This is a genomic window from Pseudomonas sp. ML2-2023-6, from assembly GCF_037055265.1.
GTDB classification, from domain to species: Bacteria; Pseudomonadota; Gammaproteobacteria; order Pseudomonadales; family Pseudomonadaceae; genus Aquipseudomonas; species Aquipseudomonas kulmbachensis.
Genome location: NZ_CP146347.1, coordinates 4123146 through 4139321, shown reverse-complemented (window position 1 = coordinate 4139321; position 16176 = coordinate 4123146). Strand labels below are relative to the sequence as shown.

20 protein-coding genes are annotated in these 16176 nt (G+C 60.3%); 18 read left to right on the top strand and 2 right to left on the bottom strand.

The window, feature by feature from the left end:
- Window positions 1-2 precede the first annotated feature (2 nt).
- The 7 genes from V6L79_RS19275 to V6L79_RS19245 all read left to right on the top strand — a co-directional run bounded on the left by V6L79_RS19275 (window position 3) and on the right by V6L79_RS19245 (window position 5400).
- Complete coding sequence (locus V6L79_RS19275) at window positions 3-1136, top strand: chemotaxis response regulator protein-glutamate methylesterase (protein WP_261738949.1); 1134 nt, start codon at window positions 3-5, stop codon at window positions 1134-1136.
- Window positions 1136-1876 (top strand): flagellar motor protein, encoded by a 741-nt coding sequence (locus V6L79_RS19270; protein ID WP_261738948.1) that lies wholly within the window; start codon window positions 1136-1138, stop codon window positions 1874-1876. The genes V6L79_RS19275 and V6L79_RS19270 overlap by 1 nt, the downstream gene beginning before the upstream one ends.
- A 2-nt stretch (window positions 1877-1878) precedes the next feature.
- Window positions 1879-2769 (top strand): flagellar motor protein MotD, encoded by an 891-nt coding sequence (motD, locus tag V6L79_RS19265; RefSeq protein ID WP_261738947.1) that lies wholly within the window; start codon window positions 1879-1881, stop codon window positions 2767-2769.
- Between the two features lie 38 nt (window positions 2770-2807).
- Window positions 2808-3596 (top strand): ParA family protein, encoded by a 789-nt coding sequence (locus tag V6L79_RS19260; protein WP_261738946.1) that lies wholly within the window; start codon window positions 2808-2810, stop codon window positions 3594-3596.
- Window positions 3597-3680: 84 nt separating this feature from the next.
- On the top strand, window positions 3681-4445 hold the full coding sequence (locus V6L79_RS19255) for a CheW domain-containing protein (protein ID WP_321837962.1): 765 nt from the start codon (window positions 3681-3683) through the stop codon (window positions 4443-4445).
- Between the two features lie 82 nt (window positions 4446-4527).
- Entirely contained in the window at window positions 4528-5007 is a 480-nt protein-coding gene (locus tag V6L79_RS19250; RefSeq protein ID WP_261738944.1) for a chemotaxis protein CheW, read from the top strand.
- Window positions 5008-5400 (top strand): DUF2802 domain-containing protein, encoded by a 393-nt coding sequence (locus tag V6L79_RS19245; RefSeq protein WP_261738943.1) that lies wholly within the window; start codon window positions 5008-5010, stop codon window positions 5398-5400. It abuts the gene before it with no gap.
- 298 nt (window positions 5401-5698) lie between these two features.
- Here V6L79_RS19245 and V6L79_RS19240 read toward each other — a convergent pair whose 3' ends face one another.
- Window positions 5699-6016: an EscU/YscU/HrcU family type III secretion system export apparatus switch protein gene (locus V6L79_RS19240; RefSeq protein ID WP_338579353.1), complete on the bottom strand. Its 318-nt coding sequence runs from the start codon at window positions 6014-6016 to the stop codon at window positions 5699-5701.
- Complete coding sequence (locus V6L79_RS19235; protein WP_338579352.1) at window positions 6013-7584, bottom strand: flagellar hook-length control protein FliK; 1572 nt, start codon at window positions 7582-7584, stop codon at window positions 6013-6015. Before V6L79_RS19235 ends, V6L79_RS19240 begins: the two co-directional genes overlap by 4 nt.
- Before the next feature lie 245 nt (window positions 7585-7829).
- Here V6L79_RS19235 and ccmA point away from each other — a divergent pair, with 245 nt between their 5' ends.
- The 11 genes from ccmA to V6L79_RS19180 all read left to right on the top strand — a co-directional run bounded on the left by ccmA (window position 7830) and on the right by V6L79_RS19180 (window position 16176).
- Window positions 7830-8411 (top strand): cytochrome c biogenesis heme-transporting ATPase CcmA, encoded by a 582-nt coding sequence (gene ccmA / locus V6L79_RS19230; RefSeq protein WP_395247718.1) that lies wholly within the window; start codon window positions 7830-7832, stop codon window positions 8409-8411.
- Window positions 8408-9076 carry a heme exporter protein CcmB gene (ccmB, locus tag V6L79_RS19225; protein ID WP_261738940.1) on the top strand — a complete coding sequence of 223 codons (669 nt, stop codon included), beginning with the start codon at window positions 8408-8410 and terminating at the stop codon, window positions 9074-9076. Before ccmA ends, ccmB begins: the two co-directional genes overlap by 4 nt.
- Before the next feature lie 84 nt (window positions 9077-9160).
- On the top strand, window positions 9161-9919 hold the full coding sequence (locus V6L79_RS19220; protein ID WP_219261020.1) for a heme ABC transporter permease: 759 nt from the start codon (window positions 9161-9163) through the stop codon (window positions 9917-9919).
- The gene (ccmD, locus tag V6L79_RS19215) at window positions 9916-10092 is read left to right on the top strand and encodes a heme exporter protein CcmD (protein WP_261738939.1); all 177 of its coding nucleotides are present in this window, start codon (window positions 9916-9918) and stop codon (window positions 10090-10092) included. The genes V6L79_RS19220 and ccmD overlap by 4 nt, the downstream gene beginning before the upstream one ends.
- Window positions 10089-10547, top strand: a complete 459-nt coding sequence (ccmE, locus tag V6L79_RS19210; RefSeq protein WP_261738938.1) for a cytochrome c maturation protein CcmE — start codon at window positions 10089-10091, stop codon at window positions 10545-10547. The genes ccmD and ccmE overlap by 4 nt, the downstream gene beginning before the upstream one ends.
- Window positions 10547-12535: a heme lyase CcmF/NrfE family subunit gene (locus tag V6L79_RS19205; RefSeq protein ID WP_338579351.1), complete on the top strand. Its 1989-nt coding sequence runs from the start codon at window positions 10547-10549 to the stop codon at window positions 12533-12535. The genes ccmE and V6L79_RS19205 overlap by 1 nt, the downstream gene beginning before the upstream one ends.
- A complete protein-coding gene (locus V6L79_RS19200) occupies window positions 12532-13068 on the top strand; it encodes a DsbE family thiol:disulfide interchange protein (RefSeq protein ID WP_261738936.1) in 537 nt (178 codons plus the stop codon). The genes V6L79_RS19205 and V6L79_RS19200 overlap by 4 nt, the downstream gene beginning before the upstream one ends.
- Window positions 13065-13541 carry a cytochrome c-type biogenesis protein gene (locus V6L79_RS19195; RefSeq protein ID WP_321833885.1) on the top strand — a complete coding sequence of 159 codons (477 nt, stop codon included), beginning with the start codon at window positions 13065-13067 and terminating at the stop codon, window positions 13539-13541. Before V6L79_RS19200 ends, V6L79_RS19195 begins: the two co-directional genes overlap by 4 nt.
- A complete protein-coding gene (ccmI, locus tag V6L79_RS19190) occupies window positions 13534-14736 on the top strand; it encodes a c-type cytochrome biogenesis protein CcmI (protein WP_321833884.1) in 1203 nt (400 codons plus the stop codon). The genes V6L79_RS19195 and ccmI overlap by 8 nt, the downstream gene beginning before the upstream one ends.
- Before the next feature lie 113 nt (window positions 14737-14849).
- Entirely contained in the window at window positions 14850-15245 is a 396-nt protein-coding gene (locus tag V6L79_RS19185) for a hypothetical protein (RefSeq protein WP_261738933.1), read from the top strand.
- Window positions 15246-15333: 88 nt separating this feature from the next.
- On the top strand, window positions 15334-16176 hold the full coding sequence (locus tag V6L79_RS19180) for a PhzF family phenazine biosynthesis protein (RefSeq protein ID WP_338579350.1): 843 nt from the start codon (window positions 15334-15336) through the stop codon (window positions 16174-16176).

Below are 16176 nucleotides of genomic sequence, written 5' to 3'. Positions count from 1 at the left end.
TTATGGTAGTCAAGGTCCTGGTGGTGGATGATTCCGGTTTTTTCCGCCGTCGCGTCTCGGAAATTCTGTCGGCTGATCCGACGATTCAAGTGATCGGCACTGCCACCAATGGCAAGGAAGCGATTGATCAGGCGCTGGCGCTCAAGCCGGACGTGATCACCATGGATTACGAGATGCCGTTGATGGATGGCATCACGGCCGTGCGCCATATCATGCAGCGCTGTCCGACCCCGGTATTGATGTTTTCCTCGCTGACCCACGAGGGCGCTCGCGTCACCCTCGATGCGCTGGATGCCGGTGCGGTGGATTTTCTGCCGAAAAATTTCGAAGACATCTCGCGCAATCCCGAGAAGGTCAAACAGATGCTGTGCGAAAAGGTCCACAGCATCTCGCGCAGCAACCGGCGAATGTCCAGCTACAGCGCCCCGGCACCTGTGGTTCCGACTCCAGCGCCCCGGCCAGCACTGGGTGGCTTTACAGCGCCAGCCGCCGTTGCCGCACCTGCACGCACCACGCCGATTGCCAGCCGTGGCGCAACAGCGCCAAGCACAACCTCTGGCGCGCCCAAACGCAAGGCGTACAAGTTGGTCGCCATCGGAACATCGACCGGTGGCCCGGTGGCCTTGCAGCGGGTATTGACCCAGTTGCCGGGCAACTTCCCGGCGCCGATTGTGCTGGTGCAGCACATGCCCGCGGCGTTCACCAAGGCGTTTGCCGAGCGCTTGGACAAGCTGTGCCGCATCAGCGTCAAGGAAGCCGAAGACGGCGATATCCTGCGCCCTGGTCTGGCCCTGCTGGCGCCAGGCGGCAAGCAAATGATGATTGATGGTCGTGGCGCGGTACGCATCCTGCCGGGCGACGAGCGCCTGAACTACAAACCGTGTGTGGATATCACCTTCGGTTCTGCGGCCAAGTCCTTTGGTGACAAAGTTTTGGCGGTGGTCTTGACCGGCATGGGCGCAGACGGTCGTGAAGGCGCTCGTATGCTCAAACAGGGCGGTAGTCAGGTGTGGGCGCAGGACGAAGCCAGTTGTGTGATTTACGGCATGCCCATGGCCATCGTCAAAGCCAACCTGGCCGATGCGGTGTACAGCCTCGATGACATCGGCAGGCATCTGGTCGAGGCTTGCCACTGATGGACGTGCTCAGCCTGATTGGCATCATCATGGCGTTTGTCGCGATCATCGGCGGCAATTACCTGGAAGGCGGCCATTTAGGCGCGCTGGCCAATGGCCCGGCGGCGTTGATCGTGCTCGGCGGCACAGTGGGGGCGGCGTTGTTGCAGTCGCCCATGAGTGCGTTCAAGCGGGCGATGCATACCGTGGTGTGGATCTTGTTTCCGCCGCGTATCGACATGGCGGGCGGCATCGACCGTGTCGTCAACTGGAGCCTGACGGCGCGCAAGGAAGGCTTGCTGGGCCTTGAAGGCGTGGCCGATACCGAACCCGACAATTATTCGCGCAAGGGCCTGCAATTGCTGGTCGACGGGGTTGAGCCAGAAACCATTCGCAGCGTGCTGGAGGTCGATTACATGACCCAGGAAAGCCGCGATATCGAGGCCGCGAAAGTCTTTGAAAGCATGGGCGGCTACGCGCCGACCATCGGCATTATCGGCGCCGTCATGGGCCTGATCCACGTGATGGGCAATCTGGCCGATCCGGGGCAATTGGGTAGCGGTATCGCCGTGGCGTTTGTAGCGACCATTTACGGGGTGGCCAGTGCCAACCTGGTGTTGCTGCCCATCGCCAGCAAGCTCAAGGCGATTGCCATGCGCCAATCGCTGTACCGCGAGATGTTGCTCGAAGGCATTTTGTCGATAGCCGAAGGCGAAAACCCACGCTCCATTGAACTCAAGCTGCAAGGCTTTACGGGTTAACCATGAGCCGTCGCCGTCGCCCCGTTGATGAGCACGTCAATCACGAACGTTGGCTGGTGTCCTACGCGGATTTCATCACCTTGCTGTTTGCTTTCTTCGTGGTCATGTACTCGATTTCTTCGATCAATGAAGGCAAGTACCGGGTGGTCTCCAAGGCGCTGGTGGGGGTGTTTAGTGACACCGAGCGCAGCATCAGACCGGTGCCCATCGGTGAAGAGCGGCCGCTGACGACCCAGCCTGCCGAGCCCTTGATCAAAGACAGTGAACATACCGATGCAGGCCTTGGGCAAGTGCCGGATGACCCGCTTAAAGCCATCGCCAATGACATCACCAATGCCTTTGGCGACTTGATCGCATCCAGGCAATTGACGGTGCGCGGCAATGAGTTGTGGGTCGAGATTGAACTCAATTCCAGCCTGTTGTTCGGCAGCGGAGATGCGATGCCCAGCAATGCGGCGTTCAACATTATCGACAAGGTGGCGGCGATCCTTAAGCCGTTCGAGAACCCGATTCACGTCGAGGGTTTTACTGACGATTTGCCGATTCGGACCGCGCAATATCCCACCAACTGGGAGCTGTCTTCGGCCCGCTCGGCGAGCATCGTGCGCATGCTCGCAATGCAGGGGGTGAACCCCGGCCGCATGGCGTCGGTGGGCTACGGCGAGTTTCAGCCGGTGGCCAATAACGCCACACCAGAGGGGCGCGCGCTCAATCGTCGGGTGGTGCTGGTGGTGTCGCGCAACCTTGAAGTGCGTCGCAGCCTGACCGCCACCGGAACCGCCAACGCAACACCGGATGCTGCCCTGAAGCGGGCTGGCACACAAACTGCACCGCCACCCACACAGCCGCTGGTTCGCGGGGATGCCGTCAATTCCCCGTCACCAAACCTTTAATCTCGGCCGGCACGCATGCAGCCGGGAGGAACCACAGAATGAGAGTCTGGGCAGTAGCCAATCAAAAAGGTGGGGTCGGCAAGACCACCACATCCATCGCTCTGGCCGGTTTGCTGGCAGAGGCGGGCAAGCGCGTGGTCGTGGTCGATCTCGACCCGCACGGCTCCATGACCAGTTACTTCGGGTATGACCCCGATGGTCTGGAACACAGCGTTTATGACCTGTTTCTGCATCAGGGGCAGGTGCCTGAAGGCTTGGCTGCACAATTGCTGCTGCCCACCAGCCACGAAAAGATTGCCTTGCTGCCGGCCACCACGGCACTGGCAACCCTGGAGCGTCAGGCGCCGGGACAAAGCGGCTTGGGGTTGGTGATTGCGCGCAGCCTGGCGCAACTGTGGCAGGACTATGACTACGCCATCATCGACAGCCCGCCGATTCTGGGGGTGCTGATGGTCAACGCATTGGCGGCCAGCCAACAGTTGATTATCCCGGTGCAAACCGAGCATCTGGCGCTCAAAGGCCTGGAGCGGATGGTCCACACCTTGCGCATGATCAACCGTTCGCGTACGCAAGAGCTGCCGTTCTGCATCGTGCCGACCTTGTTCGACCGCCGCACCCAGGCTTCGATGAGCACCTTGCGGGTGTTGCGCGATGTGTATCCCGACACTCTGTGGCAGGGTTTTATTCCAGTCGATACCCGGTTGCGCGATGCCAGTCGGGCCGGGCAGACACCATCGCAGTTCGACGAGAAAACCCGGGGAGTTATCGCTTATCGTGCGTTGCTCAAGCACGTCCTGACCCGCCAGCTTGCACCGCAGGTGGCGTGAGGTGGGCGAGCATTCAAGTATCGGCCGTGCTTGGCCGATAACGTCTACAGGTCTCTGTCGCGAGGCTGTTGAGTGGGGCACTTTATGACGCAGCCGATAGCACTTTCCAACCGACCGCAATTGGCTTTGCAGTCGTACCTCGACGACTTGCTGTTCGATGCAACGCAAGCGGCGCTGGTTGAGTCGGACGAGTTTGCCGACGCCATTCTTGAAGAGCAGGTGCGCGATGCCCGTGCCCTGTCTCTGGAGCAGGCTGCGCAAACCCCTGCCGAAGAGCCACTGGCGATGCCGGTAGAGTTGGCGCAGGTGGGTGTGCCCGCTGAGACGCTGGCCCATCCACTGGTTGAAGTGCATCGGCCGAGTGCGCCGGGTGCGCACTTGCCGATACCGGATGATGGCCGCCCTGCGTGGGCTGCTGAGCCTTTCGAATGCCTGTTGTTCGACGTGGCCGGGCTGACCCTGGCGGTGCCTTTGGTGTGCCTGGGTTCGATTTATTCACTGGCCGGGCGTGAACTGACCCCGCTGTTTGGTCAGCCCGACTGGTATCTGGGAATTCTGCCCAGCCAGGGCGGCAAGCTCAACGTGCTGGACACGGCGCGCTGGGTGATGCCCGAGCGCTATCGCGATGATTTTCGCGAAGGCCTGCAATATGTCATTTCAGTACAGGGCTACGAATGGGGGCTGGCGGTGCATCAGGTCAGCCGCTCGTTGCGCCTGCACCCGAACGAAATCAAATGGCGCTCCCAGCGCGGGCAGCGGCCGTGGCTGGCGGGCACTGTGATTGAACACATGTGTGCACTGCTGGATGTGGAGCAATTGGCGCAGTTGATCGCCAAAGGCAAATCATAAGAACAAGCCTGGTGGACGCCCATCTGTAGGGGGAGCCGCCGGTTATCAGAATTTTGCAGTATTTCAGTCAGGGGTTTGGGGTATGAAACAGTCAGCGGCACAGGGGTTGGAAGATCCGATCCTGCAATGGGTTACCTTCAAGCTGGATAACGAGACCTATGGCATCAACGTGATGCAGGTGCAGGAAGTGCTGCGTTACACCGAAATCGCCCCGGTTCCGGGTGCGCCTTCCTACGTGCTGGGCATCATCAACCTGCGCGGTAACGTAGTGACGGTGATCGACACGCGTCAGCGTTTTGGCTTGTACAGCGCCGAAATTACCGATAATTCGCGGATTGTCATCATTGAAGCCGACAAACAAGTGGTCGGTATTCTGGTCGACAGCGTGGCGGAAGTGGTTTACCTGCGTCAGTCTGAAATCGAAACGGCGCCTAATGTGGGCAACGACGAGTCGGCCAAGTTTATCCAGGGCGTGTGCAACAAGAACGGCGAACTGCTGATTCTGGTTGAGCTGGACAAAATGATGACCGAAGAAGAATGGTCGGATCTGGAGAACATCTGATTGATCCTTGAGGTGGCGGTAATCGTCCTCGGCCTGCTGTGGGCCGTGACCCTGTGGCTGTTCGTCAGCCACGTACGCCGCCAGCGGGTGCTTGCGGCGCAGCAGGTGGCGGGCGATGAACAGCGTGACCGGCGCCTCAGGGAACTGACGCGGCGCCTGGACACCTACCAGAACGGTAATGTGCAAATGGGTGAAGACCTGCACGAACTGCGCGCCGTGGTCGCGCCGCTGCCCGAAAAGCTGACCCAGCTTGAACAGCGCGACCCCACCAGCCTGTCGTTCAACCAGGCGGCGCGTCTGGTCAGCATGGGTGCCAGCGTCGACGAACTGACCCAGTCTTGCGGACTGACTCAGGCCGAGGCCGAGTTGATGAGCAAGATGTACAAAGGCTGAACGTTCTAACCGCCAGACCATTTCTTCCCCCTGTTTACCAGATGCATCGCGCGAGGACGTTGTCCTCGATCGCAGCCTTGCTGCTACAGAGATACTTCAAGCGTGGGAGCGAGCCTGCTCGCGAAGATCATTCGCGAGCAGGCTCGCTCCCACTGGGGCTTGACCTGGAACAGAGTATCTACAAGGCCGGTGGTTTCTGTAGCCGCTGTCGAGCAGCGCGAGGCTGCGATCGGCTGCGTAGCAGTCGCCAGTTCATTCACCCCGGTTTTGCGAGTATTTTTTAGCGGCAGGGGAGGATTTATGGCGGTGTTATATCCCGCTCACCCGGAACCGCATTCGGGTCAAATCCCACCGGGAACTTGCCTTTAAGCTGCCAGGCAAAGGCAATGATCTCGGCCAACGTCCGGTACAGCTCCTGTGGGATTCTGTCGCCTAACTCCATTCGCGCCAATAACCTGACCAGCTCAGCATTCTCATAAATAGGCACTTCGTACTCGCGGGCCAGTGCGAGGATAGCTTCGGCCAGTTCGTCATCTCCCTTGGCGGTGAGGGTCGGGGCCTGTTTGCCGTCGTATTTGAGGGCAATCGCCTGGCGCGGTTCAGGTGGGTTATTCATGCGGTTTCATCCACCCAGCGTTGTTCCAGTTTGGTATGGCTGCTTGGTGGAGGTGTGCCTTGATGGCAATCCAGATCGGTCACGCTCAACCCCGCGTCAAGCAAGCGCTGGCGCAAGTTGCCCAGTTGGCTCTCGATCAAGTTCACCGTGTACGCTCGCTCAGCCCAGAGCTGGCCCGACAGGTTGCCGCGCAGCAGTTGCGCCTGCACATGCAGCGGGCCGAGCGGTGCAAGGTCAAAGGCCAGTTCTACGCGCCACAGTTGATCCTTGATTTCTCGGGCCTCGGGTTTGTCCTGCGGTTGTTTCTCTGGCGGATCTTCGCGCTGGAATTTGACCTGCAACGGCACGATGTCATGAGCATTGCGCATCGGGATTTCCAGTTGCCAGGTGGTCAGCACGGCGCCATCGGCCGTGCGCCCGCTTTGCTCCAGACTCGACAGCTGATGGCTTTGCAGGCGCGAAATGGCTGCTGCGGCCAATTTCAGCAAACTCTCCAGACTGTCTTCTCTTTCGCCGCTCTGCATTGACCGCTGAGGCAGGGGGAACCCGCCGGGTTGTGGCTTGGCACTGACCTGGCCAAGCATGCCCAAGGCATTGCGGACAAAGGTCGGCAAGGCCTGGGCCTGGGTGCTGGCAGCCATGCCGGGGTTGAAGCTGGTACTGGCCGGCACGCCGGGCAGGATCTGCGCAATCAGGCGCAGCAGGGTGGCCTTCATGTCCGGGGCCAAGGCCAGGGGTTGGCCACTCAGCAGTCGGGCCTCCAAAAATGCACCGCTGTTGAGCAGGGCGTCACTCAGGCCCTTGGGGTTACTCAATTGCGCCGTGGTAGGCAAACCGGCTAACAGCTTGTCGATGGATGTGCGAAGTTCGGTAGGCATGTCGGCAGTGGGGGGCAGTTTTTGCAGGGCATTGAGCAGCCCCTCCAGCGAGCCTTGGCGGCTTTGTTGTGTGGCCAGTTGTTGCGCTACCGCCAGTTGTTCCTGACGCCCGCTGAGCGGTACAAAGCTCAAGCTTTGCGGGCCGTTCACCTGCGCGCTGAGCAAACTGCCGATCCGCAAAGGCTGTGGGCTATCCAGGGTCAGGGTGCTGCCACTCAGGGCGCTGTTGAGCAGGGTCACCAATGAGCGATAGACCGCCGGTTGCCCGGCTGGCTGGGCTAACACCTGGGTGGTCAGCACTTTGCCTTGCAGCAGCGTGCCCACCGGCAGTTGTTGTGGATCAAGGCGGGTGAGGGTGGCCACGCTGCTGGTCAGCGCCTGTTGCAGGCTGATCGCCAGGTTACCTGCTGAAGGCTGGGTCACGGCCAGTTGCGTGCCCAGCGGCAACGGGAAGTTGCTGCTGGCCTGCACGTTGGTTTCTCGGCCACCGACCAGGGTCAACTTGAGCAGCAGTTGGAAAGTAAGGTCGTTTTGCTTGAGCGATAACACTTCGGCTTGGGCGCTCTGGCCAGGTCGAATAAGGCCATCAGCAGGTTGCAGCAACTTGAGCACTTCACCGCCCACAAGACCAGAGCGCAGACTGCTTGGTGCGGTTTGTGGGATAGGTGGAATATTCATGTCGCCTTTCATCGAAACAACCTGTCGAAATTGCCCGCTTTAGAGTAGGACATGGCATGTATAATGCCGCCCCGTCGTTCAGAGACCCTAAAAACATCACAAATGTTTGATCCAGCTCTCTGAAACAGGCCATAAATGCATTTATCCTGCATCACTTTAACGGCCACGCCCGCGCCGACTTGAACCGTGAAGGCCTCAATTACGTGACCAGCCCTCTTTTAGAAGCCGTAGCGCTCGCCTGTGAGCGTGACTGGCGGATGCTGTTCGAAAATCTCGAATTGCGCCTGGCCAGCCACGACATGTTGCAAATCAGTGGCCCCAATGGCAGCGGCAAAACCAGCCTGCTGCGTTTGTTGGCGGGCCTGATGCAGCCGACGGCGGGCGAAGTGCGGCTTAACGGTCAAGCCTTGAGCAGCCAGCGCTACGAACTGGCGAACAACCTGCTGTGGATCGGCCATGCCGCCGGGATCAAGGACCTGCTCACCGCCGAAGAGAACCTCAGCTGGCTCTGCGCCTTGCATCGTCCGGCCACTCGCGAAGCGATCTGGACCGCACTGGCAGCGGTAGGGCTCAAGGGTTTTGAAGATGTACCGTGTCATACCTTGTCGGCCGGTCAGCAGCGCCGTGTAGCCTTGGCCCGGTTGTATCTGGACAGCCCGCCGTTGTGGATTCTCGACGAGCCGTTCACCGCGCTCGACAAACAGGGCGTGGCGCAACTCGAAGAGCACCTGGCCCGCCATTGCGAAGGTGGCGGCATGGTGGTGCTCACCACGCACCATACGTTGGCCCGGATGCCGGCCGGTTACCGCAATATCGACCTGGGGCAGTGGGCTGTATGAGTGTGTTCGGGACGTTGGTGGCGCGTGAAGCGCGTTTGTTGTTTCGCCGCCCGGCCGAGTTGGCCAATCCGTTGGTGTTTTTCGCGATTGTGATCGCGATGTTTCCGTTGGCCGTCGGCCCGGAGACTAAATTGTTGCAAACCTTGTCTCCAGGGCTACTGTGGGTGGCTGCGCTTTTAGCGGTTTTACTCTCGCTGGACGGGCTTTTTCGCAGTGATTTCGAGGACGGATCGCTGGAGCAGTGGGTCCTTTCGTCGCACCCCCTGCCTCTACTGGTATTGGCCAAGGTACTGGCACACTGGGCGTTTTCCGGTTTGGCACTGGTGATTCTGTCGCCACTGCTGGCCTTGATGCTCGGGCTGCCGGTGGCTTGCCTGCCAGTGTTACTGATGTCGCTACTGCTGGGCACGCCGGTGTTGAGTTTACTTGGGGCCGTGGGGGCTGCGTTGACCGTAGGCCTCAAGCGTGGCGGCCTGCTCCTGGCGTTGCTGATTCTGCCTTTATATATCCCGGTGCTGATTCTTGGCAGTGGCGCCCTGCAGGCGGCATTACAAGGCATGCCCGTAACCGGTTATTTGCTGTGGCTTGGTAGCCTGACCGCCTTGGCAGTAACCCTGACACCCTTTGCAATAGCCGCCGGCCTGAAAATCAGCGTCGGCGAATAATGAGGTCTGGCCCCCGTGGGCCAGTAAAGACCCTGGCTGGCATGACACTCAACCTGTCGTGACCGGCACCGTGATGGAAACAGCGTGATGAACTGGACTTGGTTTCACAAACTCGGCTCGCCCAAATGGTTCTATGCCATCAGTGGGCGGCTGTTGCCGTGGTTAAGCATTGCCGCCGTGTTGCTGATTACCTGCGGAGTGGTCTGGGGCCTGGCGTTTGCACCGCCGGACTACCAGCAGGGCAACAGCTTTCGGATTATTTATATCCATGTTCCGGCGGCCATGCTGGCGCAGTCCTGCTACGTGATGCTGGCAGTGTGCGGTGTGGTGGGGCTGGTGTGGAAGATGAAAATCGCCGACGTTGCCCTGCAAGCCGCGGCGCCCATCGGTGCCTGGATGACCGCCGTAGCGCTGGTCACCGGTGCCGTGTGGGGCAAGCCAACGTGGGGCTCGTGGTGGGTGTGGGATGCGCGCCTGACCTCGATGCTGATTCTGCTGTTTCTGTATTTCGGCCTGATCGCCCTGGGCAACGCCATCACCAATCGCGACAGCGCGGCCAAGGCCTGCGCGGTGCTGGCGATTGTGGGCGTGATCAATATTCCGATCATCAAATACTCGGTGGAGTGGTGGAACACCCTGCATCAGGGCGCGACCTTCACCCTGACCGAAAAACCGGCGATGCCCATGGAAATGTGGATGCCGCTGCTGCTGACCGTGTTGGGCTTTTATTGCTTCTTTGGCGCGGTGCTGCTGTTGCGCATGCGCCTGGAAGTGCTCAAGCGAGAGGCTCGCAGCAGTTGGGTCAAGGCTGAGGTGTTGAAGGCTCTGGAGGGTGCGCGATGAGTTTTGCTTCTTTTGGCGACTTTATCGCCATGGGTCATCACGCGGTGTATGTCTGGTCGGCCTATGGCATTTGCCTGGCGGTACTGGGGTTGAATGTGGCGCTGCCGATCATGGCGCGCCGACGCTATCTGCAACAAGAGGCGCGCCGCTTGCGTCGGGAGAATTCGAAGTGAATCCGCTGCGTAAAAAACGCTTGATCATCATCCTCGCGATTCTGGTGGGGGTGGGCGCTGCCCTGGCCTTGGCCCTGAGCGCCTTGCAGCAGAACATCAACCTGTTTTACACCCCGACTCAGATTGCCAATGGCGAAGCGCCACTGGACACCCGCATCCGTGCCGGTGGCATGGTTGAGGCCGGTTCGCTCAAGCGCTCGGGCGACTCACTGGATGTGCAATTTGTAGTCACCGACTTCAACAAGTCCGTAACCATCACGTATCGCGGCATCCTGCCGGACCTGTTCCGTGAAGGGCAGGGCATCGTCGCGCTGGGCAAGCTCAATGCCCAGGGTGTGGTGGTGGCCGATGAAGTACTGGCCAAGCACGACGAAAAATACATGCCGCCCGAAGTGACCAAAGCGCTGAACGAAAGTGGCCAATCCGCGCCTGTACCGGCGAGTGAGGGTAAGTAATGATGTCTGGACTGTTTATTCCTGAATTGGGCCACCTGGCCATGATTCTGGCCCTGTGCTTCGCCATCGTGCAGGCCATCGTGCCGCTGCTGGGTGCCTGGCGTGGCGACAAATTGTGGATGAGCCTGGCGCAACCCGCCGCGTGGGGCCAGTTTGCCTTTTTGCTGTTCTCGTTCGGCTGCCTGACCTATGCCTTTATGGCCGATGATTTCTCGGTGGCGTACGTGGCGAGCAACTCCAACAGCGCGCTGCCGTGGTACTACAAGTTCAGTGCCGTGTGGGGCGCCCACGAAGGCTCATTGCTGTTATGGGCGATGATTCTGGGTGGCTGGACCTTCGCGGTGTCGATCTTCTCGCGGCAATTGCCGCAGGTGATGCTGGCGCGGGTGCTGGCGATCATGGGCATGATCAGTGTGGGTTTCCTGCTGTTTTTGATCCTGACCTCGGACCCATTCGTACGCTTGCTGCCGCAGATTCCTTCGGACGGTAATGACCTTAACCCACTGTTGCAGGATATCGGCCTGATTGTTCACCCGCCGATGCTGTACATGGGTTATGTCGGTTTCTCCGTGGCATTTGCCTTCGCCATTGCCGCCTTGCTCGGTGGTCGTCTGGACGCCGCATGGGCGCGCTGGTCGCGTCCGTGGACCATCGTGGCGTGGGCCTTCCTGGGCATAGGGATCACCCTCGGTTCCTGGTGGGCTTACTACGAACTTGGCTGGGGCGGCTGGTGGTTCTGGGACCCGGTGGAGAACGCCTCGTTCATGCCATGGCTGGTGGGTACTGCACTGATTCACTCGCTGGCCGTCACGGAAAAACGTGGTGTGTTCAAAAGCTGGACCGTATTACTGGCCATTGCCGCGTTTTCGTTGAGCTTGCTGGGCACCTTCCTGGTACGTTCCGGCGTGCTGACCTCGGTGCATGCGTTCGCCTCCGACCCGGAGCGCGGCGTGTTTATCCTGATCTTCCTGCTGTTTGTGGTGGGCGGTTCGCTGACCCTGTTTGCGTTGCGCGCGCCGGTGGTCAAAAGTCACGTCAGCTTCAAGTTGTGGTCCCGCGAAACCTTGCTGCTGGGCAATAACCTGGTGCTGGTGGTGGCCGCGTCAATGATTCTGCTTGGCACCCTGTACCCGCTGACTGTGGATGCCATCAGTGGCGCCAAGATGTCGGTGGGCCCGCCGTACTTCAACGCACTGTTTATCCCGTTGATGGGCTTGCTGATGGTGGTGATGGCCGTCGGCATGCTGGTGCGCTGGAAAGACACTCCGGTCAAATGGTTGTTGGGCATGCTGACCCCTGTGTTGCTGGGCAGCGCGGCCCTGTCGGCGATTGCCGGCGTGGCTTATGGCGACTTCAACTGGGCCGTGATGACCACCTTTATGCTGGCCGCTTGGGTGCTGTTGGCCGGGGTGCGTGATATCGGTGACAAAACCCGCCACAAAGGCCTGGTCAAAGGTGTGCGCAGCCTGACCCGCAGCTATTGGGGCATGCAGATTGCCCACCTGGGTATCGCGATGTGCGCGCTGGGTGTGGTGTTGTCGAGCCAGAACAGTGCCGAGCGCGACCTGCGCCTGGCGCCGGGCGAGTCGATGGAATTGGGCGGTTATCACTTTATCTTTGAAGGTGCCAAACACTTCCAGGGCCCCAACTTCACATCGGACAAAGGCACTGTGCGAGTAGTGCGCAATGGTAAGGAAGTCAGTGTGCTGCACCCTGAAAAACGCCTGTACACGGTGCAGAACTCGATGATGACCGAAGCCGGGATTGATGCCGGTTTCACCCGCGATCTGTATGTGGCGCTGGGCGAGCCTCTGGGTGACGGCGCATGGGCTGTGCGGGTACATGTGAAACCGTTTGTGCGCTGGATCTGGTTCGGCGGTCTGCTCACTGGTTTTGGTGGACTGCTGGCAGCGATGGACCGTCGCTACCGGGTCAAGGTTAAAAGCCGGGTGCGCGAAGCACTGGGCATGACAGGAGCCACGGCATGAGACGTTGGTTGATGCTGATCCCGCTGGCCGTTTTTCTGGGCATGGCGTGGTTTCTATACAGAGGCTTGTACCTGGACCCGACCGAGCTGCCGTCGGCGATGATCGACAAGCCGTTCCCGGCGTTCAGCCTGCCTGCGGTCGAGGGCGACAAGGTCCTGACCGAGGCTGACCTCAAGGGCAAACCGGCGCTGGTCAACGTGTGGGCCACCTGGTGCATATCGTGCCGGGTCGAGCACCCGGTGCTGACCAAGCTGGCTGAGCAGGGCGTGGTGATCTACGGCGTGAACTACAAGGACGTCAATGCAGACGCGAAAAAGTGGCTCAAGGATTTCCATAACCCGTATCAGCTGGACATCAACGATGCAGACGGCACCCTGGGTTTGGACCTCGGTGTGTACGGCGCTCCCGAGACCTTCCTGATCGACAGTCAAGGCATCATCCGGCACAAGTTTGTCGGCGTGATCGACGACACCGTGTGGCGCGAACAACTGGCCGGCAAGTATCAGGCACTGGTTGACGAGGCCAAGCCATGAAGCGCTGGTTAGCCGCCGTGGTATTCGGCCTGACGCTGACGGGTATTGCTCAGGCGGCCATCGACACCTACGAGTTTGCCAATGACGCCGAGCGCGAGCGCTTCCGCGAACTGACCAAGGAACTGCGTTGCCCCAAGTGCCAGAATCAGGACATTGCCGATTCCAACGCACCGATTGCCACCGACCTGCGCCGCGAGATTTTCCGCATGTTGGGCGAGGGCAAGGACAACCAGCAGATCCTCGATTTTATGGTTTCTCGCTACGGCGATTTCGTGCTCTATAAACCGGCGCTGACCAGCAAGACTGTCGTGCTCTGGTTTGGCCCGCTGGCCTTGCTGGTGGGTGGTCTGGTGGTAATTGGCGTCATCGTCGGGCGCCGCCGTCGTACAGAGCAGGCCGAAGGCTCGGACACACTTTCTGCCGAGGAGCGTAAGCGCCTCGACACTTTGCTGGATAAAACCAAAGATGATTGATTTCTGGCTCGCAGCAGGCTTGCTGCTACTGATAGCCCTCAGCTTTTTATTGATTCCGGTATTGCGTGGGCGCCGCGCCCAGCGTGAAGAAGACCGTACTGCATTGAACGTCGCCTTGTACCAGGAGCGCGTGGCCGAATTGCAGGTCCAGCGTGAAGAAGGCGTACTGACTGCCGAGCAGCTCGAAACCGGCCGCGCCGAAGCTGCCCGCGAATTGCTGGCGGACACCGAAGGCGTGGCGCCGGGGCGGGTTTCCAGCCTGGGCAAGGCCATTCCGCTGCTGGCGGCGGTAATGGTGCCGGTCCTGGGCTTGGGCCTGTACCTGCACTTTGGCTCCAGCGATAAGGTCGAGCTGACCCGCGAGTTCTCGCAGCCGCCGCAATCCCTTGAAGAAATGGTCGCGCGCCTTGAGCGTGCCGCCGCCGCGCAACCTGACTCGGCCGAAGGTCTGTACTTCCTGGGCCGAGCCTATATGGCGCAAAACCGTCCGGCTGATGCAGCCAAAGTGTTCGAGCGTACGGTCACGCTGGCAGGGCGTCAGCCTGAGCTGCTGGGGCAGTGGGCGCAGGCGCAGTACTTTGCCGACGATAAAAAGTGGAGTGACAAGACCCAGGCACTGACCGATGAAGCCTTGAAGGCCGACCCGAAAGAAGTCACCAGCCTGGGCCTGCTGGGCATTGCAGCCTTTGAAGACCAGCGCTTCCAGGAGGCCATTGGCTACTGGCAGCGCCTGATGAATGAATTGCCCGAAGGCGACACTTCACGCGCCGCCCTGGAAGGTGGTATCGCCAAGGCTCGCGAACAACTGCTGGCCAGCGGGGGCAAGGTTGAAGCTGCGCCTGCGGTCAAGGCCCAGGCGTCGATCAAGGTCAGCGTTGATCTGGCTGACGCGGTCAAGGCCAGTGTCCTGCCGGGCGATAGCGTGTTTATCTTCGCCCGTGCGGTGTCCGGCCCACCGGCGCCGCTGGCGGTCAAGCGCGTGACCGTGGCGGACCTGCCCATCACCGTTGAGCTGGGCGATGTCGACGCCATGATGCCGCAATTGAAACTGTCGAACTTTCCTGAAGTCCAACTGATGGCACGCATCTCCCGTGCTGGCCAGCCGACGGCGGGCGAGTGGGTAGGGCGCAGCAAACCGCTGTCCAGCAGCACCAAGGCGTTGCAACAGCTGACCATCGATAGCCCGGAAAAATAAAGTTGATGCGATCGATGTAGCCGCTGCCGCAGGCTGCGATAAGGGCCGCTGTGCTGCCCATCGCAGCCTGCGGCAGCGGCGACAGGTTCATCACTATCAATAGAGACATTTTCATGAGTCCACTTGCACGCATTACCCTGCTCAGCGTGGTTTTAGGCTTGAGCGCCTGTGCGGTTCATCAGCCTTACGAACCGAGCGCGCCATCCACACCGATGCCGCAGCCGTCGCCCCAGCCCTCCGGCAAACCCCTGCCTGACATGCCCATCCCCAAGGCGCCGAAGCCGTTACCGCGGACCTCGGCCACCTTCGCGCCGCCGCCGGGCGGGCCGAGCCATTGGGATGCGCGCATGGGCGTGTACGTGCTGGATGACCAGACCAACGTCTTCTACCGTCAGCGCGCCTACTATCGCTGGGACAACGGCTGGAGCCGCTCGGTCAGCCCCAGCGGGCCGTGGGAAGACACCGATATCAGCGGCGTACCGCCGGGATTGAGTCGGCAGTTCAAGTAACGTTCAACGGCGACCTTAGGGTCGCCGTTTTATTTTCAGATATATCGAAACTGTGTAGGGTGCTTCTGATCGTTATCAGGAGCCGGCCATGAGCCTATTTGAATTCAAGCAAATTGATGTCTTCAGCACAGTTGTACTTAAAGGCAACCCGGTGGCTGTGGTTTTGAACGCCGACGGTTTGACCGATGCGCAGATGGCCGACTTTGCGCGCTGGACCAACCTCAGCGAAACCACCTTTGTACTGAAACCGCAAAACCCCGAAGCCGATTACCGCCTGCGCATTTTCACCACCCTGAAAGAACTGCCATTTGCCGGGCATCCGACGCTGGGCAGTTGCCATGCCTGGCTGGAAGCCGGGGGCAAGCCCAAGGGTGAAGAGATCGTTCAGGAGTGCAGCGCGGGCTTGATCCGAATTCGCCGCAATGCTGGGCAACTGGCATTTACAGCGCCGCCTTTGTTGCGTGCTGGCGCCGTCGAAGATGCACTGCTGCAACGCCTCTGCCGTGGCCTGGGTATCGAGTCTCAGGCTGTTGCGCTGGCGCGTTGGGTCGACAACGGCCCCGGCTGGGTGGCGCTGATGCTACGCGACCGGGAGCAGGTGCTGGCTTTGAACCCTGATTACGCACAGTTGCTGGGCCTGTCCATTGGCGTGGTCGCGCCTTGGAACGCCGAGCGCGATGGTGATGAAGCGCAGTTTGAAGTGCGCGCATTTTGCGCCGGTGAAGGCATGCCCGAAGACCCGGTCACTGGCAGCCTGAATGCCGGGCTGGCGCAGTGGCTGATTGCGGACGGCCTGGCCCCGACGCGCTATGTAGTCAGTCAGGGCACGGCCATGGGGCGTGCGGGGCGGGTATCTATCGAGCAGATTGGCGACGATATCTGGGTGGGCGGTGCGGCTGTGACCTGTATTTCGGGGCAGCTCACGCTTTAA

Bases quoted from the DNA above. Each gene is read 5' to 3' on its own strand.
- V6L79_RS19275 (WP_261738949.1), top strand. From the start codon at position 3: ATGGTAGTCAAGGTCCTGGTGGTGGATGATTCCGGTTTTTTCCGCCGT.
- V6L79_RS19180 (WP_338579350.1), top strand. From the start codon at position 15,334: ATGAGCCTATTTGAATTCAAGCAAATTGATGTCTTCAGCACAGTTGTA.
- ccmB (WP_261738940.1), top strand. From the start codon at position 8,408: ATGAGTGTGTTCGGGACGTTGGTGGCGCGTGAAGCGCGTTTGTTGTTT.
- V6L79_RS19240 (WP_338579353.1), bottom strand. From the start codon at position 6,016: ATGAATAACCCACCTGAACCGCGCCAGGCGATTGCCCTCAAATACGAC.
- V6L79_RS19270 (WP_261738948.1), top strand. From the start codon at position 1,136: ATGGACGTGCTCAGCCTGATTGGCATCATCATGGCGTTTGTCGCGATC.
- ccmA (WP_395247718.1), top strand. From the start codon at position 7,830: ATGCTGTTCGAAAATCTCGAATTGCGCCTGGCCAGCCACGACATGTTG.
- V6L79_RS19185 (WP_261738933.1), top strand. From the start codon at position 14,850: ATGAGTCCACTTGCACGCATTACCCTGCTCAGCGTGGTTTTAGGCTTG.
- ccmD (WP_261738939.1), top strand. From the start codon at position 9,916: ATGAGTTTTGCTTCTTTTGGCGACTTTATCGCCATGGGTCATCACGCG.
- V6L79_RS19255 (WP_321837962.1), top strand. From the start codon at position 3,681: ATGACGCAGCCGATAGCACTTTCCAACCGACCGCAATTGGCTTTGCAG.
- V6L79_RS19235 (WP_338579352.1), bottom strand. From the start codon at position 7,584: ATGAAAGGCGACATGAATATTCCACCTATCCCACAAACCGCACCAAGC.
- ccmI (WP_321833884.1), top strand. From the start codon at position 13,534: ATGATTGATTTCTGGCTCGCAGCAGGCTTGCTGCTACTGATAGCCCTC.
- motD (WP_261738947.1), top strand. From the start codon at position 1,879: ATGAGCCGTCGCCGTCGCCCCGTTGATGAGCACGTCAATCACGAACGT.
- V6L79_RS19250 (WP_261738944.1), top strand. From the start codon at position 4,528: ATGAAACAGTCAGCGGCACAGGGGTTGGAAGATCCGATCCTGCAATGG.
- V6L79_RS19200 (WP_261738936.1), top strand. From the start codon at position 12,532: ATGAGACGTTGGTTGATGCTGATCCCGCTGGCCGTTTTTCTGGGCATG.
- V6L79_RS19205 (WP_338579351.1), top strand. From the start codon at position 10,547: ATGATGTCTGGACTGTTTATTCCTGAATTGGGCCACCTGGCCATGATT.
- V6L79_RS19195 (WP_321833885.1), top strand. From the start codon at position 13,065: ATGAAGCGCTGGTTAGCCGCCGTGGTATTCGGCCTGACGCTGACGGGT.
- V6L79_RS19260 (WP_261738946.1), top strand. From the start codon at position 2,808: ATGAGAGTCTGGGCAGTAGCCAATCAAAAAGGTGGGGTCGGCAAGACC.